Genomic DNA, 23,596 nt, shown 5'->3' with positions numbered 1-23,596 from the left:
TAATGAATAAGAAGCCGCAACCTAAAACACTTACAGTGTTATCAAATACAACAGTAACTCCTAACATGCAGCGTATCACTTTGGGGGGGAATGATATCAGCCTCTTTCCTGCTGATAGTGCTGGTCAGTATGTCAAATTGATGTTTACAGCGAAAGGAGAGACCAACCTTAGCTTGTTAGCTGAAGGTGAAAAAGCCGTATTACGTACCTTTACGGTGGGCAGTTTCGACCAGCAGAATCAATCAATTACTCTTGATTTAGTTCGCCATGATAGTGACAACCAAGCACCACTAAACCCTGATGCTGGTGGGTATGCTGCTCGTTGGGCTCAAACTGCTGCGGAAGGTGACACTATAACGATTGGTGGGCCAAAGCCGATTCAAAGCTATTTAGAGCAAGGTGAATGGTTTTTGATGATTGGTGATATGACATCGCTGACAGCCCTGAAGGCCAAACTTAGTGCATTGCCAAAACAAGCGAAAGGTTATGTTGTGGTGAATGTAACGACAACGGATGACATGCAAATACTCCCTATGCCAGAAGGTATGAAGCTGGTTGTCAATTCTGTAGCCGATAGTGACATTTCACTCGCACAAAACGTGAAAGCGTTAGAGTGGCTTGAAGGTGATGTTTCTGTGTGGTGTGCGTGTGAATTTAGCATGATGCGTGAACTGAGAAGCTATGTGAATTCTGATAAAGGCGTAGCCAGAAAAAATTGTTATTTCAGTAGTTATTGGAAAGAAGGCGTAACGGAAGATGGCCATAAAGTCATTAAGCGTCAAGATGCAGAAAGCTTAAAAGCAAAGGCATCAACTGGCTCTAAATCATGAATGAGCGGTTAAATTGGAGGCCAATACTACTTGCTTGTTTGATCATTAGTATTGGGCAACTGAGCATGGGGCTCGTGTTCCCATCGCTACCGATGATTTCGGAATCATTCTCTATATCGATTGATGAAGCCCAGTTATTAATTGCCGTGTATTTATTGGGTTTTGGGCCATCACAGTTTCTTTATGGCCCGCTTTCAGATGCGCTTGGGCGTCGAACTATCTTGCTATCGGGCCTTATTTTGGCTTTGGTTGGCCTGACCGTGACGGTATTGGGTAGCAGCAGCTTTGAATGGCTAGTCTTTGGGCGGTTTATTCAGGGTATAGGGACAGGTTGTTGTGCTGTGCTTGCAAGGGCGTCGGTACGTGACTCGTATTCAGGGGGGCAGCTTCCCCATGCGTTGTCATACATCACGATGGTGGCCTCTTTTACCCCTATCTTTGCCCCAGTCATCGGTGGGTTTATTAACCACTATTTTGGTTGGTTAGCGGTATTCATTGTTTTACTTTCGTACATTGGCATCATTTGGATGATCTTGTACTTTTCTTTCGGTGAAACCATGCTGAACAAGTCAGCAGTACCATCAATTAAAAAGGTATTGGGTGACTATAAGTCTCTGCTGAGTTCATCGTATTTTTTGAGCTTTGCGTCTGTCAGTTGGCTGAACTTCAGTTTGGTGGTGACCGCGATTTCATTGATGCCATTTGTTATGCAAAATCAAATCGGAATGGAATCTGATGAGTACGCTTTATGGGCCCTGATCCCAGCTTGTGGCATGTTATTGGGTAGCTTTTTGTGCAACAAAGTGAGGCCTAAAATAGGCATTCAGCGCATGTTAGCGAGTGCTCCAGCCATACATGTGTTGTCGGCTATTTGGCTGATTACGATGCCACTAGATCCGCTTTTCGTGATGATAGGGCAGTTCTTAATGGCGATGGGAAATGGTATTGCGCTACCTTGTGCGCAATCAAAACTGATGATGCCATTTAAAAATAAAGCGGGCACCGTTGCTGCACTAGCGGGTGGTGGACAAATGATTATCTCATCATTAATGAGTATGGCATTACTTAAGTTGGGTTTATCTCAAGCGTGGCATTTAGGTGTAGTTATTGGAGTATTTGCTTTGATCACTAGCATCAATATTCATCGCGGGTTTAAATCGGAACCACCTGTGCAAGTTGCGTGATCGATCTTACATGAGGCTTGGCGCTTTACTACAACAAACCAAGCCTCATTTCGATAGTGACTAACCGCCGTAATACATGCAGATACGGCTACCATTCACCTCTTGGATGTTGAACTCAATGCTGTAGATATCTTCCATAATGGCTTTTTGGATCACATCATCCACTTTGCCACTTTTAATCACTTCACCTTTACGCATCGCAACGATGTTATCTGAATAACAAGAAGCAAAGTTAATATCGTGGATTACAATCACAACGGCTTTGTTCATCTCATGAGCAAGGCGGCGAATAGTTTGCATGATTTCTACTGAGTGTTTGATATCAAGGTTGTTCAGCGGTTCATCAAGGAAGATGTAATCAGTATCTTGTGCAACGACCATGGCAATGAACGCCATTTGGCGTTGGCCACCACTTAACTGATCCAAAAACTTATCTTGGATATGAGTGATATCTAAATGCGCTAGTGCTTGATCAATCACACGATTGTCTTCATCTGTCAGTCGGCCTTTACTGTGCGGGAAACGGCCAAAAGCAACTAATTCACGAATAGTGAAACGCATATTGATATTGTTAGATTGACGCAATACTGCCAAGCGTTTTGATAGCTCTTGAGTATCCCACTGTGAAAGCGGCTTATCAGCGATAAGTACTTCACCAGCATCACTTTCTGTCAGTCGGCTCGCCATCGAAAGCAGGGTACTTTTACCTGCACCATTCGGGCCGATAATGGATGTGACTTCTCCTAATGGGAACAGGGCACTCGCCTCGCTAACCACCAAGGTGTCGTTATATTTTTTAGATAAGCCTGTTAATTTAATCATGATAAATCAAAACTTGTTACGCATTAGAAGATAAAGGAAGTAGCTACCACCAACAAAATTGATGATGACACTGATGGTCGTATCGAAAGCGAAGACTGTTTCAATAAGCCATTGACCGCCAACCAGTAGCACAACAGACATTGTGCTTGATGCTAACATCAAGAAGCGATGGTGATAGCTGCGGAAGAGTTGGCGGGTCAGGCTAACAACGATCAAGCCAAAGAACAGTACTGGGCCAACCAATGCTGTTGAGATCGAGACCATTACAGTGATCACCATCATGACTTGCATAGTGACTTTTTGGGTATCAACACCCAAGCTTTTGGCGTTGTCTGTACCTAACCAAAAAACATCGAGTTTGTTGGATAAAGTGTATAAGTACGCTAGGCAGATACCCAGCGGAATGATCGACCAGTAGACTAACTCACCATTCACGTTATTGAAGCTCGCGAACATGGTGTTTTGCAGGTTGGCGAATTCATTTGGATCAAGGATCATCGTGAAGAAGTTGGTAACACTGCTAAATAGGCTGCCACAAACAATACCAATTAATAACAGAGTGAATACGTTGCTATTGGCACGACGAAAGTAAAGCGAGAACAACCCCATAGCGAAGGCACTCATGGCAATTGTCGTAAGCAGGAAGTTTACCTTCGGATCGGCAAACCACACGCTCATGCTGCCGAACATCACCACAATTATGACCTGAATCATCACGTAGAGTGAATCAAAACCCAGAATAGACGGCGTTAATATACGGTTATTGGTTATAGTTTGGAATACCAGCGATGACGTCGAGATTGCAATGGCTGCCAGTATGATTGCCATTACTTTTGGTAAACGTAATGAGAGGAAAAACTGGTAGTTCTGGGCATTAAGCCCTTGGCCGATAAAGTAGCCAGTAATGAGTAATCCCAGTATGGCAAGTAGGGAAACTTTAATACTGTCACGCATTCGTTTTATCCTTAAGAACAAGGGTAATAAAGACAGCACCACCGAAAATACTGATGATCATCGAGATTGGCATTTCATAAGGGAAGATAATCAAGCGACCAAGGATATCGCATGCCAGTACCAACACCATGCCCCAGTATGCAGTCCAAGGTAGATTACGGCGCATGTTGTCGCCCATGAAGATTGCAACGAGGTTAGGAACTATGAGTCCAAGAAATGGAATAACCCCAACAATCATTACGACAGTTGAAGATAAAATCGCGACAATCAATACGCCGATAAAGACGATTTTCTTAAAGTCTAAGCCGATATTTTTGGCAAAACTTTCACCGACACTTGCTGCGCTGAATTGGCTCGCGTAATAGTACGCGATAATACAAGCGGGTAGGGCAAGGTATAAAAACTCGTAGTTGCCCTGTAGGACAGAGGCAAAGTTGGCGACTGTCCAGGCTGACATGGATTGAACCAGATCATAACGGTAGGCAATGAAGGTTGTCATTGCAGAGACGACATTACCGTACATAATACCAATGAGTGGCACCAATACAGCATTCTTAAACTGAAGCCGTTGTAAAAACTGAACAAATAGCAGTGTACCTGCCAATGCAAAAATGAGGATAACGCCTAAGCTGACCCATTGGTTGGCACCAGCAAAGAAGACAATGCCCAGTACGTACCCCAGCATGGCACAGTCGATGGTGCCTGTTGTTGAAGGGGAAGCAAAGCGGTTTTGGCAGACTTGCTGCATGATCAAGCCTGCGACACTTAACCCTGCACCCGCTAAGCAAATTGCAAGAAGTCGTGGCAGTCTACTGTTAAAAAGAATTGAAAGGGTGTGTTCATCACCAGCTAGCAGGCTATCTAAACTGATATTGGCAACACCGATAAACAGGGAGACAGCAGCTAAGGGGAGTAGGGCGATAACAGCCAAAAGTAATTTATTATTGCGCATGATAATCATAGATAAGCCCGGCTAAACCGGGCTATTAGGAAGTTATTGAGTTGAAGTTACGGCTTTTCTAGCATCTTCAATCATGATTTCTGTTGCGTTAACGCCAGCAATGGTCAGATACCATGCACTTGGGTTAAGAAAGACAATACGGTTGTTCTTGTACGCTGGTGTGCTTTGAACCAATGGGTTATCAAATAGCTGTTGTGCTTTACCTGAACTTTGGCCAATTGCACTTTCACGGTCAAGAATGAAAAGTACATCGGGTGCTGCATCAGCAATGAATTCAAATGAAATGAGGTTACCGTGTGGATTCTGAGTATCAGATGTACGTGCTGGCTCGAAACCAAACTCGTCAAATAGTACAGAGAAACGACTTGTTTCACCGAACATGGATATATTATTACCGCTATTCATTACAGCCAGTGTTTTCAGGCCTTCAGCTTGTACCAACTCACGAACTTCGGCGAATTGTGCTTCAGTTTCTTTGATAAGTGCTTCGGCTTCTGTGTTTTTATCGAAAATCTTGCCAAGCATACGCCAGTTGCTCTTAGTATCTTCCCAGTAGTTACCATTCTCAACCACGTGCATTACTGTTGGCGCGATCGATGAAAGGGTTGGGTAAGCATCAACCATGCGGCTTTCAGCAATAATGACATCTGGCTTAAGGGTGAAAATTTGCTCGAAGTTAGCTTCTTTCATGCTACCAATTGAGGTGGCTTTTTCACTGTAATCAGCAAGGTAATTTGGCAGCATTGTCGTTACTGTACCGACAGGTTCAACACCTAGGCGATTTAGAGTATCAAGGCTGCCATGGCCGCCAACAACAACAACACGTTGTGGTGTTTGTTCAAAAGACGCAGTGCCAAGAGGGTGTTCAACGGAAACGGTTTCTGCCATTGCCGGTACATTGAATGATAATGCACCCATGATCAGTGCTGATTTTAAAGCCGTGGAAAAGCGTGTCATAACTAACCTTGTAAATTGGAAGCTGATTAAAAGCTGATAAATGCAATCTAATCACAAATGAGAATTGTTTTTATTGATATTACGCATGAAAATTGAAAAAGCATCAGGAAATTTACGTTCTTTACTCGATACCGTGTTCAGTAAATTATATTTACGTACAAATTGAGGGGATAAAAAATAGGATATATACTCCACGCCCTCAAATACATATTGGCTATAGTCGCTATACAGATAATGAATATTCGTGATTTAGATTTAAACTTATTGACTGTTTTAAGGGTATTGCTTAATGAGAGGCATGTTTCTCAAACAGCTGAATGCTTAGGTATAAGCCAACCTTCGGTGAGCCGCTCTTTGCAGCGCTTGAGGAATATGTTTAATGATGAGCTATTAATTCGAACGCCAACTGGCTATAACTTAACGGAAAGAGCTCAGGCGTTAAAGGTTGAATTAGATCATGTACTTGATGGGGTTGAACGCCTATTTCAAGGTAAGCAATTTAATCCTTTGGAAAGTGATAAAATGATTAAGTTTTTCGGCTTATTACCGGAAATCAATTGGTTGTTGCCGCCGTTCTTTTCTCATTTACGTTCGATGGCGCCTAATATGACGCTAAGTGTCGATAGTTCTTCTGGTGATCACTTTGAGCCTTTGGAGGCTGGGGATGTTCACTTTGTTATCTCTGCTTTTACGCCGACCTCTAGTTCCCACCAATTGTATCGGCTAGCAATTGCAGAACTCGACTTTAAGTTGCTGATGAGTGCCAACCACCCGTTAGCTAACGAAGAAATAACGCTAGAGAACTTTTTAAAATCGAGTTTAGGTAGCGTTTCCATTATGGGTTTTACTCAAAACCGAATAGAGAAAAGGCTAAAAGCAAACGGCCATTTAAAGCGTGGGGAGTCGTTACACTCACCGATAAAATTAAACTGTTGTACTGCCGCTGCGAACTTTAGCGAGGTCAGTGATGTCATATTTTTGCTTCCAGCTCAAATTGCGACTGATTTAGCAAAAGGTCGGGATATTGTACTTCGTGATGCTATTCCGGAAATAAAGCCAGATTTAAAAGAAATTTACTTATATTGGCACCAAAGACACCATACCGATGAAATGTGTATTTGGGTTAGAGAACAATTTAAATCCATTTATAAATAAAATAAAAAGCAAACTGGAATATGTTTCAAAAGGTAAAAAACGGTAGTGTTAATTATTAAGTGCCGGATAAATATCTATATTAATAAATTGAATAGTCGGTATGCGGAAGGTGTATAGATAATATTGTTGACCTAGATGTCGTGCAAGAGGATGCTAATAATAAGAATTATCATTACCCTTTGCGTTATGGAAAACATACCATGCCATCAAATAACAAAATTTCGCTCTCATCTATTAGCCTAGCAGTTATCACTGCGTTGTTTTCATCATCCGTTGTTGCCGAGTCAAATGAAATCACGACTGATGAGCAGATGGTTATCACTGCAACTCGTACCGAAATGGTGCAGGCTAAAGCACCGGCTTCTATTGCAGTGATCACCGAAGAAGACATTCTTTCTGAACCGAGTTTAGCTTTGAATGATCTCGTGAGAAATGTTGCTGGTGTCGACAGCCAGATGGATGGTGGTCGAGCGGGGCGTGAAATGATTTCTATCCGAGGTATGGATTCGAAGTTTACGATGATCTTGGTAAATGGCCGCAAACTTAGCTCGTCTAATGCCATTTTCCGTGGAAATGATTTTGATTTATCGACTATTCCAAAAGAGAGTATTGAGCGTATTGAAGTTATCCGCGGCCCAATGTCTGCATTGTATGGATCTGAAGCGCTAGGTGGTGTGATCAACGTGATCACAAAGCAGCCAACCAATGAGTGGCAGTCACAAGTTAGTGGTGATTACAGCTACCGGGATGCTGACAATGGTGGTGAATACTCAACCGGTTTTAACACCTCTGGTGCGTTGATTGATGATGAGTTATACCTGTCGTTTTCAGTCAACAAGAGTGGGCGTGATGCATACAATGCTTTCTCTGGTACAGCAGAAGATAATAAAGGTAATGAGTACGATCGCTCGCAGGCGACCACGTTAGAAGAGCGTGATACATTGGCACTAAGCAGTAGCCTCCTTTGGTATATCAATGATGATCATGATCTTGCGTTTGACTTCTCGTACAATGATGACGATCGTGAAGGTGTGCTTGAATCTACGGCGGGCCTAACAGAGTCAGATACTCGCGTTAAACGTGATATGCAGGCACTAACTTATAATGGTGCCTTTAACTGGGGTGAAGCTCAGTTACGTTATAATCGTGATGCGGTAAGTAGTGTAGATGCAGCAGAAATTGATAATGGTGTTTCTGATGTTGATGAAACGAACCAGCAGGTATACGGGCACGCGACGACCTATGTCGGCGATCATATTTTAACCGTTGGGGGCGAATGGAGTTATTCAGAACTTAACAACCCTGAAAGCCTGACAAAAACGGGCAAAGCGGATGTTCATGAGCAAGCATTATTTGTTCAGGATCAGTGGGAAATTAATGATTCGAATACATTAACTTACGGTACTCGTTTAGATTTTCATGAGGCGTATGGTAGCCATTGGAGCCCGCGTGCTTATTTGGTTAACTCAGTAACTGATAAGCTAACGTTGAAAGGGGGCGTAGGCTCAGCGTTTAATGCACCAACGTTATTGCAGACTTCTGAAGAAAACATTATTAATAGCTGTAAAGGTGATTGCCAGGTTGTGGGTAACCCAGATCTTGATCCTGAAACCAGTGTCAGCTATGAAGTGTCAGCCATTTATAATGAGTCGACGTGGGGAATCGAAGCAGGTCTATTCCGTAACGAGATTAAAAACTTAATCGCTCAAGATCGCGACAACGCTGTGGGTATTGCACCCGATGGTAGAGACATCTTCACCTACAAAAATATCAACAAAGCGATGACTCAGGGACTTGAATTAACAGCGCATTATGAACTGATGCCAACATTGTTAGTGAATGGTGCCTACACCTACCTAGATACAGAAGATAAGACGACAGGCTCAGCGCTGGAAGATCGCCCGGATCACCAAGCAAACGTACGTATGACTTGGTATGCGACCGACTGGTTAGATACGTTTGTACGTGTTAACTATAATGGTGAAGCACTGATTTCAGAATCTGACGATATTTACCGTCCATCATACACCACAGCAGATTTAGGTATGAATTACCTGATTAATGCTGATTGGCGAGTGCGTGCTGGCGTGCGTAACATTACCGATGAGCAGCTTGATGAAGTTGATGTTACCCAGCGAGGTTACTCTATTGAACCCCGTAGCTGGTATTTAGGTATGACGGCTAATTTCTAGACACCTTTCATTTAAAACTAAACGCCCCGAAAGGGGCGTTTTTATACGTTGAATTGAGAAACTAAGTACCAAAAATTGATACCGTAACTCGAAGAATTATAAGGCCTTAATTTACTAGGACTAAAATTCACCGAGCCTGCGTTTTGATCGTACAAGGCCAACGAGAGCTAAACCGAATAGAGCTAAACTACTAGGTTCTGGAACATCTGTAGGTGGTTCGGGCGTGTTGGTCAGAGTAGGAAGGACTCTTGCCTCATCAGATAGGTGTAATCGCATTTGGCCGATATTACCTAAAAAGTTTTGCGCATCTATCTGGTTTTGAAACGACCATTGAACCTCAATTGAGGCTGTTGTTAGCCATGCATCACAAAACGTTGTATCACAGCCGTTGTCGAGTACCCAGTCGTAGGATGTCGCATGGTTTAGATAGTTACTACCAAGCGTTGAGTCACTGTTATCCCAGTGAGCCATAAATAGGGTGGTTGCTGAATTAGGTGTATCGTCTGTCTGCAATTCAAACAGCTCGCTGTCTGTTTGCGTATGATGACTGAGGTTGATATCACCATGGTGGTTGTCTTCGTAAGCATTTAAAATATCGATGACTTCTGAATTTGTTAAGCCTTGTGAATTTAGTGCATTTCCGAGATCTGTACAACCGGCTTCAGCGATCGTATCTTTGCTGGCATTATCTTTGTCGTAGTCACAGCCGTCATCCCAGATCATACGGCGTGCATGGCCGGGGACTTCAAAGAAAGTAGATAGTATAAAGTTACCGCCGTCGGTTCCTATTTCCCAGTGTAGGTCATTTGTTACAATCGGGTCGTTATAGTCGTAGTTCGATTGGTGATCGTTATACCATCGCAAGGTATTGGTTCCGTTACTATCCCCGCCGAGGTATTCCCCAGGGGTTAGTACACCATCGACATTAACTGAAATTGGTGCTGCATGAACGGTAGATGTCCCAATCATTACGGCAGTTATGGTGGCGAGGCATAATCCTGTTTTAAAATTAACTGTAGACATGTAATCTCCGGTTGTTATTGACTGACTTCCTCTTAGGTGGTTAAAGCAAATAAAATGCCAAGTAATTAAATTTAGTTAAATTAATGTATTACGTTTTCGTTATCATTCTTTACTTGGCAATATGTAAACTTTCCTGACACTTAGTGTATTAATGTGTGTATTTTCGGCCTTGTCCCATCCCACATTATATAGAGTGACCTATTTTGAATTTGTACCGGTATTCTCTGGGCGTCATAAGCTTATATTGCTTAAATTGGCGGTTGAAGTTAGCTTGGTTTCGGTACCCTACATTTTCGCAAATCAGAGAAACAGGCTGGTTTGTACTTTGTAGCAGCTCTGCAGCATGGTTCAGCCTGACTTTTTTAAGGTGTTGGCTAAAGCTCTCTCTGAAATGAAGATCGAACCAGCGGTGAATGGTACTTTCGCTGGTATTCATGTGATCAGCGAGACTGGCGAGAGTAAGAGGTAGGTGGTAATGCGCCTCGATATATTGACTGAGTCTTTCAACTTTTTCTTTATTGCTGGATTTATCTGCCGTAGACGGCTGCGGCGAATATGAAAGTAACGTTGTGGTTTCTTTGTCCGAAGCGATAACGTCAAGTACTTGCAATAGAACACCTAGCTGACAAATGGCAGTGTGTTGGACTAAATTTTTTAGCGATTCGACGGCTAAATCTGCGGCTTGTGGTGAAAAGCTCAGACCTTTTTCTGCGCGTTTTAATACGACATCTAATTTTCTTAGCTCTGGACAGGCGAACATCATGTTTGCTATCCATTCTTTCTTAAACCAAATTATATGTATTTCGTGCTGCGGATTATGGACCGTGGTTGTTTCAAATGCATGTGGCAAATTGGGCGCAATTAGCATCATACTGTTATGCGAAAACTCACCTTGGTAATGGCCAATATTGACTTTGCCTGAAATATTACGGTTGATAACCAGCTCAAACTCTTGATGATGGTGCCAGTCACTAGGCTTAAACTCTCCATCGATTTTTTTGTATCGCCAGGACATACCTTGTCGTTGTGGCACTTTTTCTATATGGCTTTGCATAATGGCCATTTGAGTCTCTTGATGGTGATAAAAAACTATTATTATGTAGCGATATAGTACTTATTTTAGTATTGAAGAATAGCGGTTGATGGAAAAGTATTACTAGTTGGTGGCTTACTGTTAGTTTGCCATTGATGCTTGCTTATAGTGACGGTATTCCAGCACAAGAGATAACCGTTATGAAAACAGTAGCCGCAATGATTAAGAAAATGAGTGTAAATACCCGCAGACAATGGGTTGCGAGATTAGTCGTTGATTTTAGTACCGACTATCAATCAGCATGGCAGGCATTAGGTTATCAATCAAAGCAAGACTTTGAACATGACTTGGCCATAAGCAAAAAATACCACCTTAGAACCTATCTGTAAGGTGGCAATTTTTTGTTGGGGGAAATAAGATAGACCAGATAAATTACGGGGTTGTTGTGTCTGGTATTTGTATTTCTTCTCGTCGTGTTTTACAACTGCTTTCTTTTGTTACCGATGCGATGACTTTGTCACAGATATAGTGACCGATGGGGATTGCTGAGGTAGCAGCCGGAGAAGGCGCGTTGCAAACATGCAAGCTACGTGGGCTCTCAGCAAATAAGAAATCGTGAACCAGCGTACCGTCATTCAAAACAGCTTGTGCCCGAACACCTGCTGGGTAGGGCGTTAAGTCTTTTGCTGTTAATTGTGGGCAGTATTTATTGACTAGTTTCAGGTAACCAGGTTTCCACCATGAGTTTTTAGTCTCTATTAAACCGGTTTTTAAGTTATTCGCTGTTACCTTCCAGAACCCTTTGAAGGTGAGCATGTCGGCAGTGTCTTGCAGACTGAAATTAAGAGAGCCATAACCTTCACGTTTCCAGCCCTGAACAGCGTTGGGGCCAACAGTGACAGAACCGTCGATCATCCGCGTTAAGTGAACACCTAAAAATGGCAGTTCAGGATCTGGGATAGGGTAAATCAAATGATTTACGATATTGTTATGCTGGGGTTTAAGGCGATAATACTCACCACGGTATGGAATGATTTGGAAATCTGTTTTGATTCCCAGCATTCTCGTCAAGCGATCTGCCATTAGTCCTGAGCAGCTAATGACATAACGCGCTGATAAATGGACAGGCTGGCCATCACTTTTACAATGAATAGCAATGCTTTCAGAATTTTCCGTCATTGCAGTAACTTCAGTTCGCTTAGCAATTTCACCCCCCACAGAAAGAAAAGATTCGGCCATTTTCTCCGTGACTAGTTTGTAGTCCACAATGCTGGTAGCAGATACTAAGATTGCCCCTAAACCGGTGATGTTGGGTTCTTTGGCTTGCAGTGCGGCTTGATCAAGCCGTTCAACGTCAATGCCATTGCGCTGACAACGCTCAAATAGCGCATGCATTCTTTCAAGCTCGATTTCATTTGTTGCGACTAAAAGTTTGCCGCAGTTTTCAACCGGAATACTATGTTGTTTACAAAACGAGAGTGTCGCTTCTACACCTGCTTTACAAAAATCCGCCTTCAAGCTGCCAGGCGCATAGTAAACGCCCGCATGGATAACTCCGCTGTTATGGCCTGTTTGATGCGCTGCAAGGTGATCTTCTTTTTCAACCACGATCACTGACTTATCCGGAAACCGTTGTTTGAGTTGCCAAGCGGTTGAAATCCCAACGATTCCCCCACCAATAATGACGTAATCATACATGTAATTCATGGTTTCTTCCTTTAACCTTAGTTTGAGGGGAGCCAATGTGATCTGCTATGGCTGTTGTCTAATTGTACTTTAAATTTTACGTTTAGAAATAGATGTAAATATGTGCAACACCTATTCACACTGTGTTGAAATATAACGGTTTGTTCTATTTTGTATTCTATCTACTTGAGGCGAAAAACATTTATTGCATATAGATTATTCTGTATGGAGCAAGCAAGGTCATATAAGCAACACCATACTTTAGTAAATCATTATCTTGTAGTCGACAGGGGGTAAATGATGCTTAGGAAGGTCAGTGAGTTTGAATTCTATAAACTGTTTTCTGTTATCGCGATGTATCTTGTGGCTTTTATCGCGATTGTTCATACTTTTAAATACTATACAGTAAGTAACAATTTTATTTACATATTCGTCGTATTAACCGTTGTTGTTAGTTCGGTGCTTATCCTCACGTTGTATAAAATTCGTAAGCGGAAGAAATCGGTTCGGCCTATATCCAAGTGACTGCGTTCTTAAGAAGCGTATATTGAAGTCACTTGGGTATATTGAATGATTGTTATCTGCCCGCATCTCCAGTTCATCGTCTATACCTTTAGAGTGTCGTGAACCGTATACACTTTGGTTCCGTTATTCATATCGCTGGGGCACCAGCCCCCAGTCTTTCGGTTGAGGAATTTAAAGGACTGGTGAGTGGGCTGCTAACAGCATTTCCAGACCTGAAGCTTACGGTTGAAGATCAAATAGTCGCGGGAAATCAAGTGGCGACACGGTGGTCGGCAAAAGGGACGCATAGTGGCATGCTTGGGGATAACGAGCCAACAGGAAACCAAGCCCAATTCGATGGACTAATATTAGATACCGTAGTTGATGGTCAAGTGGTCAAGTGGTTGAGCGTTGGGAGCAGTGGGATCAAATGGGGATGCTCCAGCAGCTAGGGATCGTTTAATTACCTATACTCTAAGCGATTCATTGTGTTCTTAAATAATCCGATTTAACCGTGAGTTTATTAGCGAGGTATATAGCATGTTATTCCTAGTATCTTGGCAGTTTCATGAAGGCAGATTACACCCAGTATTAGCACATTTCGCCCAGATGAACGAAGGGATGGATAAAGAGATGATGGGCGATGAGATGACAATGCTTGGGCGATGGCATGATTTAGTCAGCGGGAGTGGCGTTGCAATTATAGAGTCAGATAACGCTGAAGCCGTAACTGCCTATGCGCTGGCTTGGAATTCAGAAATGGATATCTCTATACAGCCTGTGGTTGATGATGCTGCTGCCCGTCGTTTGGGCAGCTTGCTATTGGAAGAGTAAAGCCACTGCTTTAGCTAGAGGTTGCAGGTAAGTGAAATTGCTGCAAGAAGTGCGTGTCATCTTGCTCTGTGACTAGTTGGCTATGGTGAAGCATAAGAATGGAGTGAATGATCTTGGTACCTAGCCCCATCGAACCTGATGGGGCGTTGGGATCGATGTCATTTCGTAGCGTGATGGTTAAATTAGACTGATGGTGAGTAACGTCTAATGAGATACGGCTGTTACTTGGTGCGTGACGAATAGCATTTTCAAATAGATTGGCAAACAGGCGCATTAGCAACTGCCTATCACCATATACAATTTCTTGTTGTGGCGTAGAAAGGGCGAATAAGAGCCCTTTTTTATTGGCTTCTGGCGCAAGGCTTTCCTGTGTTTCTTGAATAACATCATATAACTTAACTTGTTCAAATTTAGGTTGTGGCGCTTGCTGCTGATTTCGCGCTAAGGCTAGTTGCTCGCTTAACTGATTGGCCAGTTTCTCTGCGTTTCTATGTGCAGTATCGATGAGTGGATCGTGGCCTTGGTTTTGAATCTTCCACGTCTCGAGATAACCCAAAATACTTGAAAGCGGGGTTTTAAGATCATGGCTTAACTGCATGAGCAATTCGCGGCGCTTTGCTTCTTCTTGTTGTAGTTGTAAAAACTGCTGCTGAATTTGTTGTGCCATTAAATAGAGTTGCTTGGCGGCAGGCTTTAACTCCGGAACTTGGTTAACAAAGTCAGGCTTTAGGCGGAAATCATTACCAGCTTGTGCTTGGAGATCGCCGGTGACATGTTCAATAGGCTTGAGCAAAGTGCGTTTAACTAACCGGTAAGTAAGAATGCTAAAGCCGATGATCAGAAGTAGCGAGAGGCCAGTGAAATAGAGTAGGGGAGGGAGCTGCTCTTGTGCAGCAAGCAGTGCACGTTGTTCACTGCCTATAACCACGTATAAGTATCCGACGATTGAACCAAACTCGGTGATCGGTGCGACGGAAAATACTTTCTGAATATTTGGATTACGTGGATCATCCCCTAGAACTGGAAAGCGTTGGTTATCGAGAAAACGCTGAATGGGTGAGAGGTTAACATTGTCGAGTAGCATTGTTCCTTCAGGGGCCGCGTGAGCGCGAATATTGCCTTGTTGGTCGAGAAAGTAAATCTCAAAGTCCGGCCCAAGTAACATTAAGGTATGGAAGATAGATTTCAGTGCGGCGGGGTTGTAGTCGGTGCCTTGCATCAGCGGGCTATCATCTCGCATATGGGCTGCTAATTCTTTGTGCAGGGTTTGTTGAGTTCGTTGCTCGACTAATTGTTGCTGGTAGGCAAACAAGCTGCCAAGCAATAGCGCAGAGATAAAAAACCAAAAGCCTGTTAATAACAGTAATCGGTGCTTAAAGTTCATGACTGCTCCTTAAGCGGCATTTGGCCGTGCTTGGAATTTATAGCCAACGCCCCATACCGTGTGGATGTATTTATGTTGGGTGTAAGGGAGCTCTAATTTGGTGCGTAGTCGATTGATGGTGCTGCAAACGGTATGGTGATAGCCACTGAAGTTGGTTTGCCATACTCGGTCTAACAGTTCGTCTTTGCTGTAAACGCGACCAGGTTTACTCGCAAGAAAATGGAGTAAGGTAAACTCGGTAGCGGTCAGGGAGATCGGTTGGTCATCTAGCTCTACCTGATGTGACTGCGGCCGGATGGTTAGCCCTTCAAAAGAAAGAATCGTTTCTTCATTTGTCTGAATGGTTAGTGGCTGCTTACTATCGTTATGATCATTTTTGTGGGGCTGCTGAGGGTGGATTTTACGCCTTAGAATGGAGCGTACCCGAGCTTGGAACTCCAATACGCTAAACGGTTTGGTGAGGTAATCGTCCGCGCCGGACTCAAGGCCATCAACTTTATCTTTTTCGGTATCGCGAGCGGTGAGCATCAGTACTGGTAGCCAGTTATCTTGTTGGCGCAGCTCTTGGCATAGTGTTAGGCCATCCCCATCTTCAAGCCCTCTATCGAGCACTAAGAGATCAAACGGACTTTCAGTCTTGTTATTATTTTCGATTGAGCATCTTGCTTGCTCCAGCGTCATAACGCGAGTGACTTCATGACCTTGAAAGCTCAAGTGCATGGAGATGAGATCGGCTAAATCATTATCGTCTTCCACAATGAGGATCATAGCAGGATCAACCTGTTTGGTTTGCGTTTTCATCAGTACATCCCGATCATTGATAAGCTAAATTACATACTCCCTAGCTAACGACCGGATGTACTGATATTTCTTTCATTCTGATGGACAATTAACGCTACTCTGTACGAGTAATGGTTAACCGCGCCCCGGGGTTTAGAAAGCGGTGGCTTGCCGTTAAAACAGAGCTTTCTAACCCGTCATCTTGGCTGATCACTCCCGCATGAAATGACACTCTATCGTTGTCATCACGATTGCTGTTAAACCCTTCACCACCTGCGGCTGGGCCGGGGATAGTTGCAGCCGCTTCATCATTGGCTTCGGTGCCTGAATCCCAAACAGCCATATTGATGCTCATGTTGTCTCCAACATCTAAACTAGCCAATGAAATTTGGGTTTCACCGACAAAGCCATCATTGGTATTGACGAGCATACTGCTGATTGAAAGGTACTGTGCTTCCTGTGGGTCAACCGTAATCGTGACGGTGTCACTTGAGGAGGGAAGGATCACTCCTGCGCCAGAAAAGCTATAGGCCACACTACCATCGTTAAGCACTTCACTGTTGTCCCCACTTTCTGCTAGAAGTTCAAGAGCAGTTGATGCAGGCTGGCCGATTTCGAATAACTGATAATCTGCACTGTGTGCAAGTACCGCAAGCGGTGACAGAGGCTGATTAGGCGTAAGATTTTTTACTTCAACGGTGTAACTCACCAAGGTATCTGCTGGTGGTGTGTCATCGTCATCATCAAGAATAGGGCAGCCGGCAAGTAAGGTGGCACTGGTTGCTATTAGTATTAAGCGGTATTTCATATAGCCTCCTTACTTAACCGTCACAGTGACAATCGCCACAGGGTTTAACCAACGGTAAGTGGCACTGTTGATGTCACTTAGGCCACCTGCAGGGTCACTATCGCCTAAGTTACCGGGATGAATGTGCACCTTGTCATTGGTCACAACAGTTTCGACACCAGTTCCCCCCGTGCCGAAGTTAATGAAAGGCGGGTTAGGCATGCTAGCGGCAAGCTCATCATTGGCTTCGGTACCAGCATCGTAACTATTAAGCGATATCGTATAGCTACCCGGTGTGACGGGAATTTCCCAGCTGTCTAAGCCGACAAAGCCATCGTTTGTTGGTAAAAGCATGGCGGTGATGGAAAGTCTGTCAGCGTCGCCAGTATTCATACTGGCTGTGGCTGAGACGCCAGGGTCTAGAATGCCGCCAGCTGGGTCTTCGGCAACGATAGCGCCAGCATTGGTTGCTACGGATGATAGGCCTGAGATATCACCACCTTCCGCCATGGCTTCAACCTCTGGAGATGCGCTTTCACCCGAGCGGAATAAATAAACATCGCTACTGTGTGCCGCCACCAATAAAGGGGTGAAGTAAATGTTTTTGGTTGCATTGGTAATAGTGACATCAATTTCGGCAGCGGAGACACTGCTGACTGTGATTGAACCTAAGAATGCACTGGCAACAGCTATTGAAGCTAAGGTCTTTTTCATTGTTTTATCCATTTAGTAATGAACCACGTAATTACTATGGCGGACAAATGTTGCAGAGCTCTCTCACTGTTTTCATAAATCAATCGTAGATTTATCACAAAACTCTCACAGTAAGCTTTCTTAATCGAAAATGATTATTTTCTTAGCAATATGCAACTTGGTGTGTATTTGTTGCATGTTGGTTTGCATTTTACGTCCTATATGATGTTGAATTTGCTTAAAAATCAAAGCCTTAATTGTTGGTTTGCTTTTTGCTGTTCTTAATTAACTTAAATACATTTCATTTTAGGTCATACGATATGAAGAAAACGATATGCTCACTTACCTTACTTTTTTTGGTCAGCCAAGCGAATGCCAACCTTTTAACATTTGATGATATCCCCGGCGGCAGTATTCAAAATAACCATGGTTATGTGGCTAATTATAAAGGATTTGATTTTTCGAATAATTTAAGGTGGATTGATCTTGATGGATCGTCTTGGAATTATGGGGCGCATAGTGGGGAATTTGGCTTTTTTAATTCGGGTTATGGCTCTGTTATTACAATCACGGATGAGAATAATGCGGATTTTACCTTCGATGGTTTGTGGGCTAAAAAATGGGGAACGGCAAAAGAGTCAGGTGGCCCTGATACATTAACGGGAGTACTAGAAGGGTATAATGATGGGAGTTTAGTGTGGAGTGTGACTACCGGTTTAAATGGCAGTTATGAATACTATGGAGCTCAATCAGGATCCATTGATCTGCTCAAACTGGGCTTTGGTGGGCATTATCTTGTTGATGATGTTTCCCTTAATGCTAGTTATGTACCAGAGCCAGCCTCATTTGCATTATTTGGACTTGGGTTAGTCGGTCTTGGGTTTTCAAGAAAAAAGAATGAAGCTTAATTTCATGTCACTCCGTAAATTAGCAATTGGGGTAATTCTAAGGCTGCCATAGTCGCCTTATTTCGATATAATCCCTGTTCGCGGCTGCACATACAGCAACTTATTATCATTAGAGATTATTATGATTGTAGAAAATGTGCTTCCTAGCGATTATGCAGAAATGCTAATTGTTTGGGAAAATTCAGTCCGAGCAACCCATGACTTCATCACTGATGAGGATATTGCGTTTTTTAAACCGATTATCATTGAACAAGCTTTTCCTGCGGTATCGCTTCGTTGCATTAAAAATGATGCAGGGGCTATTACTGGCTTTATTGGTGTGCATGAGCAAAAAATTGAAATGCTGTTTGTACTCAATGAAGTAAGAGGACAAGGTGTCGGCAAAGCGCTATTGCAATACGCTTTAGCTGAACTCGATGCCAAAGCGGTTGATGTGAATGAACAAAACCCACAAGCCGTTGGTTTCTACCAACATATGGGCTTTACGGTTGCGTCACGTTCACCGTTAGATGATATGGGGAAACCCTTTCCAATCTTACATATGACGTTATGAATCTCGGTTTTTTATAACCGTGTTTGATAGAAGAAGCGCTTGAGGCTAATAACCAAAAGCGCTTCCGTTTATTTACGTTACTTTGGCATACTCAGAATTAGCTCAACATCATCAAATTGCGCATCTGTATCCGTGCCTGACTGGTGGTCAGATTCAAGTACAACGCGGACTGAATGTGTACCTTCTGGCGCTAGAGTGCTTCCCATGTATTTAGTCAGTACTTTTGGTGAGTTAGCTTTAATATGCTCACTCTCACCAATAATGTTTCCACCTTCATCAAGGAATGCCACGTATAGCCAGATAGGGTCATCGTTGGCGCTGCCCCAGTTCATCATATAGGCTGAGTACGTCGCATAAAGTGGCTCATTACCGGTATAGTCTTCGAGGGCATCGAAGACATTGACGTCTTGATACGCCACACCACCAAAGCCATATCCATAGCCGTTACAGTCTTCTCCCCCTAAGTTACCTAGCTGAAACACACGCGCGCCACGGGCATCAGGAATTCCACAAGCGCCGAGTGGTAAAGAACGAAGCGCGTTTTCAGCACCAGTGTCTGTTTTTGCGCGATGAGTCCAACTGTCTTCATCACCGGCTTCTGCATCGCCATTGATAACTACGTTATCTGTCGCAACCCCAGCGTAAAATAACGACTCGCTTGTCGACCATTCAGACCAGTTTAGATTGTTGTCACGGTAACGTACACGCGCATAGATAGTGCTACCTGGAGCGGTGGTCGTGGTTGTTTCATATTGAGTAATATCGACGCCTTCTTGTGTGTCGACGGCGAATGTATGCAGGAGTCCTTCACACTCTTCATTCTTATCTGCATACGGGTTACATTCATCGTGAATGCGGTTGCCATCTTCATCTAAGAAATCTGTTTCGTTATACCACCAGTTATAGGCACGAGTAGTGTTCCCCCAAATATCTGACACATCATCTTCAAACTCTGGAGAGGTAGATACCTGCCAGTGGGTTTCGTAGTGCTCTGTGCCTTCAAGGCCTTGGAAATCAGTTGCGGCTAAGCTAATGACCCCCGGCCCTGTGAACTCAAAGCGCTCGAATATAGGCTGATCTGGGCCATTATTCATTTTATAAACTTGGGTTTCATAGACAGGGAAGCTAAGGTCGATACCGCGGTAGAAGCTACCACCAGTACGACGCGTCATGGTCATTTGCTTTTCACCCGCCGCTTTTAGCGTAAAGATGTTGTAGCCATTGCTGTCGTTAGACACAGCCACGCTATCATAATCTTTCTGAGCAAACTCGGCGAAGTGGTCAATTCGGCCCACAGACGTTGCAACGTTCAGCGCGACGTGTGGTACATCTTTATCGTTACCACGAGTATATGCATGCGTGTGGCCAAACATATGGCCTGAAATTTTTCCTGACTGCTCTGAATAATCGTGTAGTAGACCAACGAAGTCACAAGACTTCCATGACTCACCGGATAGCCACATTGAAGATTTACATGGCGCATGAGTAACACCCAGTACGTAGTCAATACTGGCGTCACTAGTTGTTTTTTCTAGCTCTTCCATGGTCCAGTCATATTGGTACTCTTGGCCGCCGTCTGTTTTAACAAAGCTATCGAAGAAGAAGAGGCGTAGGTTTAAAAAGTCTAGCGAATACGTATAACGAGCTTTATGCCAGCCCATCTGCTCTGGCCAATCTAGGTAAATATCGTATGCTTCGATGTTTCCGCCATCGTGCTCGTGGTTACCTGGTGTTGGAAGTACTGGGATATAAGCGGCCAATTCATGTGAAGAATTGAAAAAGTCACGGTATGCTTTGCGCGCGTTAGATGCGTACACAAGATCACCAGCAACAATGATACCTGCAACTAAATCATTACACGTGGTTATATCGTCTAAACACTCATGTTTAATAATGCCGTGTTCGTAGATATCTCTAAGGCCAGTTAACCCTTCTCCAAACCGATCACGATCACTTGCATGGGTGTCAGACATTGCAACAAAGGTATACTCATTGTTGTTGTTAATATCTGCATCTGTTGGCCAAGTACGGAAGTTATATACTTTAGAGTCACCGTATGATGTACGAACAAAGTAATCGTATTTGGTATCACTTTTTAGCCCGTTAATACGTGCACGCTGTACAAGCCCCAGTTCATCGTATTCAGAGCCAGCAGTGGTGATTGCTGTAAATGGTCCTGTATCGTTTTGTTCTCGGTAATAAACGGTTGATTCAGGTGAGCGGCCTCCTTCAACTGTTGGCTCCAGCATAACAGTCATACCGTCTGTTGCTGGGTTTTGCAGGTATGGTGTTGCTAAAAATTCAATGATGCTACCTTCACGGCCAAAAATACCATCAGATGGTTCATCTGGCGTATCATCAGATGAAGAGTTACAGCCTGCTAGAAGCGGTAAAGCGACTATTGCGCTATAGATAAGCGACTTATTCATGCTATTTCCTATTGTGTAAATTAAACAAACAAATGAACGGCTCGAGCGTCGAGCCAAATAAAAAGACGATCTAAGACCCAAAATAGAGACAGGCCCCCTGTTAAATAAACAGATATAATTTTTGCTTTAAACATTTCACTTTTATTGAAAGACAGTTTTTTCGCTACGAATGCCATTGTTAGCCACAATGAAACAATTAATAGCTGACCAAGTTCTATACCTAGATTGAAAAACAAAATACTAGATAGATTAATTAAATCAGTAGTATTAACTTCAGATAGCACTGATGAAAACCCTATGCCGTGCAATAACCCACAAAAAATAGAGATGGTAATAGGGAAGCGGTGAGTCAAACTATTCTCATTCGTCGCTATTTCATACGCTAATAACAGCACACTCATTGCAACGATAAGCTCAATAGGCTCTATCGCCGGTTTTATGACGCCGGTACTAACTAAGAGTAATGTTATGGAGTGTGCAATGGTGAATCCAGTAATGGTTTGAATCAATTTCTTTTTGGATTGAACTATCATTAATAAACAAACAATAAATAATATATGATCAAACCCACCTAATATATGTTCAAATCCAACGATTAAAAATAGCTTATTCTTTTCCGTGTTATTAACTTCTTCTGGTACAGTCCAGCTCAATTGACCATCAATTTCATTTAATTCATTATTGCCATCTTTATCATAATAATTAATAAGCGTTGATATTTGAGGTACGTAGTAGTCATACCGTATTTCTAATTCTGTTCCTGTTAGTGTTTCTTGGCAACTTATCGTTGATATTAAGTGGTTAAACTCATGACTTTTACAGGTGTCAGGAAGGATAAAGTATGGGCTGTTCTCCTCCTTGTATTCATCTGGCAATCGCAATTCGACACGGTATTGATTGTTTTCCATTGTGATGACAGAAATAAAAATGGGCTCCAAACCATGAGAGGATGCCGGTGTAGCAAATAGCGTTAATAATACTAGCAATAACCTTATTGCAGAGCGGAAAAGTATATTCATGTTAGATATCCGACCTTATATTCAGTTGTCCAATAAGATCTGCGATGATTTGTTGTAAACGAACTTCCACTTTTTCGTTATATAAATCATTGATAACCTGTTCTTTAACTGAATCAAAGTCAGGGGACTGAGCTGGGTTGCGATTAACTTTCACCCAATGGTAGCCACTCTGTGTCTTATAGGGACCAGACCAATCATCATCTTTCTGAGTGATAATTTGTGTGGCTTGTTCTTGTCCGAACACGTCTTTTATGGTGGTAATATCTGCTTGCCTAAATACTTTGTCGAAATTAATGATATCGGATAGGCCAACAGCTTGTCTTAACGTTAAGGGTTCATTCTGTAATTTTTCCAGTAATGTTTTACTTTCATTTTTTCTATTTATTAGCATGAGGTTGAAACTCTCACCTTTGACATACTGGTCATTGTTATCAATGAAATACTGTTTGGCATCTTCTAAGCTAGGAATAGGCTGTTCAGCGTTAATCATCATTTCAATTATATTTTGTGATTTTGCTGTAATGACTGATTTTAAATCTTCATCATTTTTATCTAATGAACGGTTTAAAGCGAAGTTATATAATGCTTCATTAGTGAGGTATTCATTTATTAGCTTATCTTTTTGTTCGCCTTCTAACGCATTAATGTATGAATTAATCATGCTAGCATTATCTAAGCCATATTTTACATTTACGAATTTTCTTAAGTTATCTTGGTTTATTAAAACGTTATTACTTTGTCTATCAAACAAAATTGTTTTATCAATAACAAGGACGCATAGTGCGATTAAAAAAAAGATAGCTAAAGGCTGTCTCATGAACTGTGTCATTTTGTTTAAAAGTAATGTTTTCATTGTGTATATTAATCATGAATGCTTAATAGGTTGATTCTTCATAGCATATGATCGA

The 23,596-nt window shown here is 42.7% G+C and carries 23 protein-coding genes; 9 read left to right on the top strand and 14 right to left on the bottom strand.

What is annotated here, in order from left to right; genetic code table 11:
* Positions 1-2: 2 nt before the first annotated feature.
* Positions 3-830 (top strand): siderophore-interacting protein, encoded by an 828-nt coding sequence (locus tag L4D09_RS17680; RefSeq protein ID WP_428458838.1) that lies wholly within the window; start codon positions 3-5, stop codon positions 828-830.
* Entirely contained in the window at positions 827-2,014 is a 1,188-nt protein-coding gene (locus L4D09_RS17675; RefSeq protein WP_428458837.1) for a multidrug effflux MFS transporter, read from the top strand. Before L4D09_RS17680 ends, L4D09_RS17675 begins: the two co-directional genes overlap by 4 nt.
* Positions 2,015-2,074: 60 nt before the next feature.
* Here L4D09_RS17675 and L4D09_RS17670 read toward each other — a convergent pair whose 3' ends face one another.
* Genes L4D09_RS17670 through L4D09_RS17655 form a run of 4 tightly spaced genes read right to left on the bottom strand, consistent with a single transcriptional unit; the run spans position 2,075 to position 5,708 of the window.
* Positions 2,075-2,836, bottom strand: coding sequence for an iron ABC transporter ATP-binding protein (locus L4D09_RS17670; protein ID WP_428458836.1), 762 nt, complete (start codon positions 2,834-2,836; stop codon positions 2,075-2,077).
* Positions 2,837-2,842: 6 nt separating this feature from the next.
* Positions 2,843-3,790, bottom strand: a complete 948-nt coding sequence (locus L4D09_RS17665) for an iron chelate uptake ABC transporter family permease subunit (RefSeq protein ID WP_428458835.1) — start codon at positions 3,788-3,790, stop codon at positions 2,843-2,845.
* Positions 3,783-4,742, bottom strand: coding sequence for an ABC transporter permease (locus tag L4D09_RS17660; protein ID WP_428458834.1), 960 nt, complete (start codon positions 4,740-4,742; stop codon positions 3,783-3,785). The genes L4D09_RS17665 and L4D09_RS17660 overlap by 8 nt, the downstream gene beginning before the upstream one ends.
* Before the next feature lie 42 nt (positions 4,743-4,784).
* Positions 4,785-5,708 (bottom strand): siderophore ABC transporter substrate-binding protein, encoded by a 924-nt coding sequence (locus L4D09_RS17655; RefSeq protein WP_428458833.1) that lies wholly within the window; start codon positions 5,706-5,708, stop codon positions 4,785-4,787.
* 234 nt (positions 5,709-5,942) lie between these two features.
* On the opposite strand from L4D09_RS17655, the gene L4D09_RS17650 reads away from it, so the two are divergent.
* A complete protein-coding gene (locus L4D09_RS17650) occupies positions 5,943-6,863 on the top strand; it encodes a LysR family transcriptional regulator (protein ID WP_428458832.1) in 921 nt (306 codons plus the stop codon).
* 200 nt (positions 6,864-7,063) lie between these two features.
* Positions 7,064-9,055 carry a TonB-dependent receptor domain-containing protein gene (locus L4D09_RS17645; protein WP_428458831.1) on the top strand — a complete coding sequence of 664 codons (1,992 nt, stop codon included), beginning with the start codon at positions 7,064-7,066 and terminating at the stop codon, positions 9,053-9,055.
* A 120-nt stretch (positions 9,056-9,175) separates the two neighbouring features.
* Here L4D09_RS17645 and L4D09_RS17640 read toward each other — a convergent pair whose 3' ends face one another.
* Positions 9,176-10,078, bottom strand: coding sequence for a PEP-CTERM sorting domain-containing protein (locus L4D09_RS17640; RefSeq protein ID WP_428458830.1), 903 nt, complete (start codon positions 10,076-10,078; stop codon positions 9,176-9,178).
* 184 nt (positions 10,079-10,262) lie between these two features.
* On the bottom strand, positions 10,263-11,141 hold the full coding sequence (locus tag L4D09_RS17635; protein WP_428458829.1) for an AraC family transcriptional regulator: 879 nt from the start codon (positions 11,139-11,141) through the stop codon (positions 10,263-10,265).
* A gap of 170 nt (positions 11,142-11,311) precedes the next feature.
* On the opposite strand from L4D09_RS17635, the gene L4D09_RS17630 reads away from it, so the two are divergent.
* On the top strand, positions 11,312-11,500 hold the full coding sequence (locus L4D09_RS17630) for a hypothetical protein (RefSeq protein WP_428458828.1): 189 nt from the start codon (positions 11,312-11,314) through the stop codon (positions 11,498-11,500).
* A 43-nt stretch (positions 11,501-11,543) separates the two neighbouring features.
* Here the strand turns inward: L4D09_RS17630 and lhgO are convergent, their stop codons facing one another.
* On the bottom strand, positions 11,544-12,818 hold the full coding sequence (gene lhgO / locus L4D09_RS17625; RefSeq protein ID WP_428458827.1) for an L-2-hydroxyglutarate oxidase: 1,275 nt from the start codon (positions 12,816-12,818) through the stop codon (positions 11,544-11,546).
* A 602-nt stretch (positions 12,819-13,420) separates the two neighbouring features.
* Here lhgO and L4D09_RS17620 point away from each other — a divergent pair.
* On the top strand, positions 13,421-13,753 hold the full coding sequence (locus L4D09_RS17620) for an ester cyclase (protein ID WP_428458826.1): 333 nt from the start codon (positions 13,421-13,423) through the stop codon (positions 13,751-13,753).
* Between the two features lie 88 nt (positions 13,754-13,841).
* Positions 13,842-14,135: a DUF3303 domain-containing protein gene (locus L4D09_RS17615; protein ID WP_428458825.1), complete on the top strand. Its 294-nt coding sequence runs from the start codon at positions 13,842-13,844 to the stop codon at positions 14,133-14,135.
* A 10-nt stretch (positions 14,136-14,145) separates the two neighbouring features.
* Here the strand turns inward: L4D09_RS17615 and L4D09_RS17610 are convergent, their stop codons facing one another.
* The 4 genes from L4D09_RS17610 to L4D09_RS17595 all read right to left on the bottom strand — a co-directional run bounded on the left by L4D09_RS17610 (position 14,146) and on the right by L4D09_RS17595 (position 17,800).
* Positions 14,146-15,519 carry a sensor histidine kinase gene (locus L4D09_RS17610; RefSeq protein ID WP_428458824.1) on the bottom strand — a complete coding sequence of 458 codons (1,374 nt, stop codon included), beginning with the start codon at positions 15,517-15,519 and terminating at the stop codon, positions 14,146-14,148.
* A 9-nt stretch (positions 15,520-15,528) separates the two neighbouring features.
* A complete protein-coding gene (locus L4D09_RS17605) occupies positions 15,529-16,320 on the bottom strand; it encodes a response regulator transcription factor (protein ID WP_428458823.1) in 792 nt (263 codons plus the stop codon).
* Between the two features lie 94 nt (positions 16,321-16,414).
* A complete protein-coding gene (locus L4D09_RS17600; protein WP_428458822.1) occupies positions 16,415-17,107 on the bottom strand; it encodes a spondin domain-containing protein in 693 nt (230 codons plus the stop codon).
* Positions 17,108-17,116: 9 nt separating this feature from the next.
* Positions 17,117-17,800: a spondin domain-containing protein gene (locus L4D09_RS17595; protein ID WP_428458821.1), complete on the bottom strand. Its 684-nt coding sequence runs from the start codon at positions 17,798-17,800 to the stop codon at positions 17,117-17,119.
* A gap of 299 nt (positions 17,801-18,099) precedes the next feature.
* Between L4D09_RS17595 and L4D09_RS17590 the strand changes: the two genes are divergently transcribed.
* On the top strand, positions 18,100-18,687 hold the full coding sequence (locus L4D09_RS17590; RefSeq protein WP_428458820.1) for a PEP-CTERM sorting domain-containing protein: 588 nt from the start codon (positions 18,100-18,102) through the stop codon (positions 18,685-18,687).
* Between the two features lie 121 nt (positions 18,688-18,808).
* The gene (locus tag L4D09_RS17585) at positions 18,809-19,240 is read left to right on the top strand and encodes a GNAT family N-acetyltransferase (protein ID WP_428458819.1); all 432 of its coding nucleotides are present in this window, start codon (positions 18,809-18,811) and stop codon (positions 19,238-19,240) included.
* Between the two features lie 77 nt (positions 19,241-19,317).
* Here L4D09_RS17585 and L4D09_RS17580 read toward each other — a convergent pair whose 3' ends face one another.
* The 3 genes from L4D09_RS17580 to L4D09_RS17570 are packed head-to-tail and all read right to left on the bottom strand — an operon-like array spanning position 19,318 to position 23,505.
* Entirely contained in the window at positions 19,318-21,669 is a 2,352-nt protein-coding gene (locus tag L4D09_RS17580; protein ID WP_428458818.1) for a purple acid phosphatase family protein, read from the bottom strand.
* A gap of 20 nt (positions 21,670-21,689) precedes the next feature.
* The gene (locus tag L4D09_RS17575) at positions 21,690-22,688 is read right to left on the bottom strand and encodes a HupE/UreJ family protein (protein ID WP_428458817.1); all 999 of its coding nucleotides are present in this window, start codon (positions 22,686-22,688) and stop codon (positions 21,690-21,692) included.
* 1 nt (position 22,689) lies between these two features.
* Positions 22,690-23,505, bottom strand: coding sequence for a peptidyl-prolyl cis-trans isomerase (locus L4D09_RS17570; RefSeq protein ID WP_428458816.1), 816 nt, complete (start codon positions 23,503-23,505; stop codon positions 22,690-22,692).
* Positions 23,506-23,596: the final 91 nt, after the last annotated feature.

The organism is Photobacterium makurazakiensis (assembly GCF_050336715.1).
Classification (GTDB): domain Bacteria; phylum Pseudomonadota; class Gammaproteobacteria; order Enterobacterales; family Vibrionaceae; genus Photobacterium; species Photobacterium makurazakiensis.
Note: the sequence above shows the minus strand (reverse complement) of the source record. Positions and strands in the feature narration are given on the sequence as shown.

Bases quoted from the DNA above. Each gene is read 5' to 3' on its own strand.
- L4D09_RS17610 (WP_428458824.1), bottom strand. From the start codon at position 15,519: ATGAACTTTAAGCACCGATTACTGTTATTAACAGGCTTTTGGTTTTTT.
- L4D09_RS17595 (WP_428458821.1), bottom strand. From the start codon at position 17,800: ATGAAAAAGACCTTAGCTTCAATAGCTGTTGCCAGTGCATTCTTAGGT.
- L4D09_RS17660 (WP_428458834.1), bottom strand. From the start codon at position 4,742: ATGCGCAATAATAAATTACTTTTGGCTGTTATCGCCCTACTCCCCTTA.
- L4D09_RS17630 (WP_428458828.1), top strand. From the start codon at position 11,312: ATGAAAACAGTAGCCGCAATGATTAAGAAAATGAGTGTAAATACCCGC.
- L4D09_RS17585 (WP_428458819.1), top strand. From the start codon at position 18,809: ATGATTGTAGAAAATGTGCTTCCTAGCGATTATGCAGAAATGCTAATT.
- L4D09_RS17615 (WP_428458825.1), top strand. From the start codon at position 13,842: ATGTTATTCCTAGTATCTTGGCAGTTTCATGAAGGCAGATTACACCCA.
- L4D09_RS17640 (WP_428458830.1), bottom strand. From the start codon at position 10,078: ATGTCTACAGTTAATTTTAAAACAGGATTATGCCTCGCCACCATAACT.
- L4D09_RS17600 (WP_428458822.1), bottom strand. From the start codon at position 17,107: ATGAAATACCGCTTAATACTAATAGCAACCAGTGCCACCTTACTTGCC.
- L4D09_RS17655 (WP_428458833.1), bottom strand. From the start codon at position 5,708: ATGACACGCTTTTCCACGGCTTTAAAATCAGCACTGATCATGGGTGCA.
- L4D09_RS17670 (WP_428458836.1), bottom strand. From the start codon at position 2,836: ATGATTAAATTAACAGGCTTATCTAAAAAATATAACGACACCTTGGTG.
- lhgO (WP_428458827.1), bottom strand. From the start codon at position 12,818: ATGAATTACATGTATGATTACGTCATTATTGGTGGGGGAATCGTTGGG.
- L4D09_RS17680 (WP_428458838.1), top strand. From the start codon at position 3: ATGAATAAGAAGCCGCAACCTAAAACACTTACAGTGTTATCAAATACA.
- L4D09_RS17605 (WP_428458823.1), bottom strand. From the start codon at position 16,320: ATGAAAACGCAAACCAAACAGGTTGATCCTGCTATGATCCTCATTGTG.
- L4D09_RS17650 (WP_428458832.1), top strand. From the start codon at position 5,943: ATGAATATTCGTGATTTAGATTTAAACTTATTGACTGTTTTAAGGGTA.
- L4D09_RS17645 (WP_428458831.1), top strand. From the start codon at position 7,064: ATGCCATCAAATAACAAAATTTCGCTCTCATCTATTAGCCTAGCAGTT.
- L4D09_RS17665 (WP_428458835.1), bottom strand. From the start codon at position 3,790: ATGCGTGACAGTATTAAAGTTTCCCTACTTGCCATACTGGGATTACTC.
- L4D09_RS17575 (WP_428458817.1), bottom strand. From the start codon at position 22,688: ATGAATATACTTTTCCGCTCTGCAATAAGGTTATTGCTAGTATTATTA.
- L4D09_RS17675 (WP_428458837.1), top strand. From the start codon at position 827: ATGAATGAGCGGTTAAATTGGAGGCCAATACTACTTGCTTGTTTGATC.
- L4D09_RS17580 (WP_428458818.1), bottom strand. From the start codon at position 21,669: ATGAATAAGTCGCTTATCTATAGCGCAATAGTCGCTTTACCGCTTCTA.
- L4D09_RS17570 (WP_428458816.1), bottom strand. From the start codon at position 23,505: ATGAGACAGCCTTTAGCTATCTTTTTTTTAATCGCACTATGCGTCCTT.
- L4D09_RS17635 (WP_428458829.1), bottom strand. From the start codon at position 11,141: ATGGCCATTATGCAAAGCCATATAGAAAAAGTGCCACAACGACAAGGT.
- L4D09_RS17590 (WP_428458820.1), top strand. From the start codon at position 18,100: ATGAAGAAAACGATATGCTCACTTACCTTACTTTTTTTGGTCAGCCAA.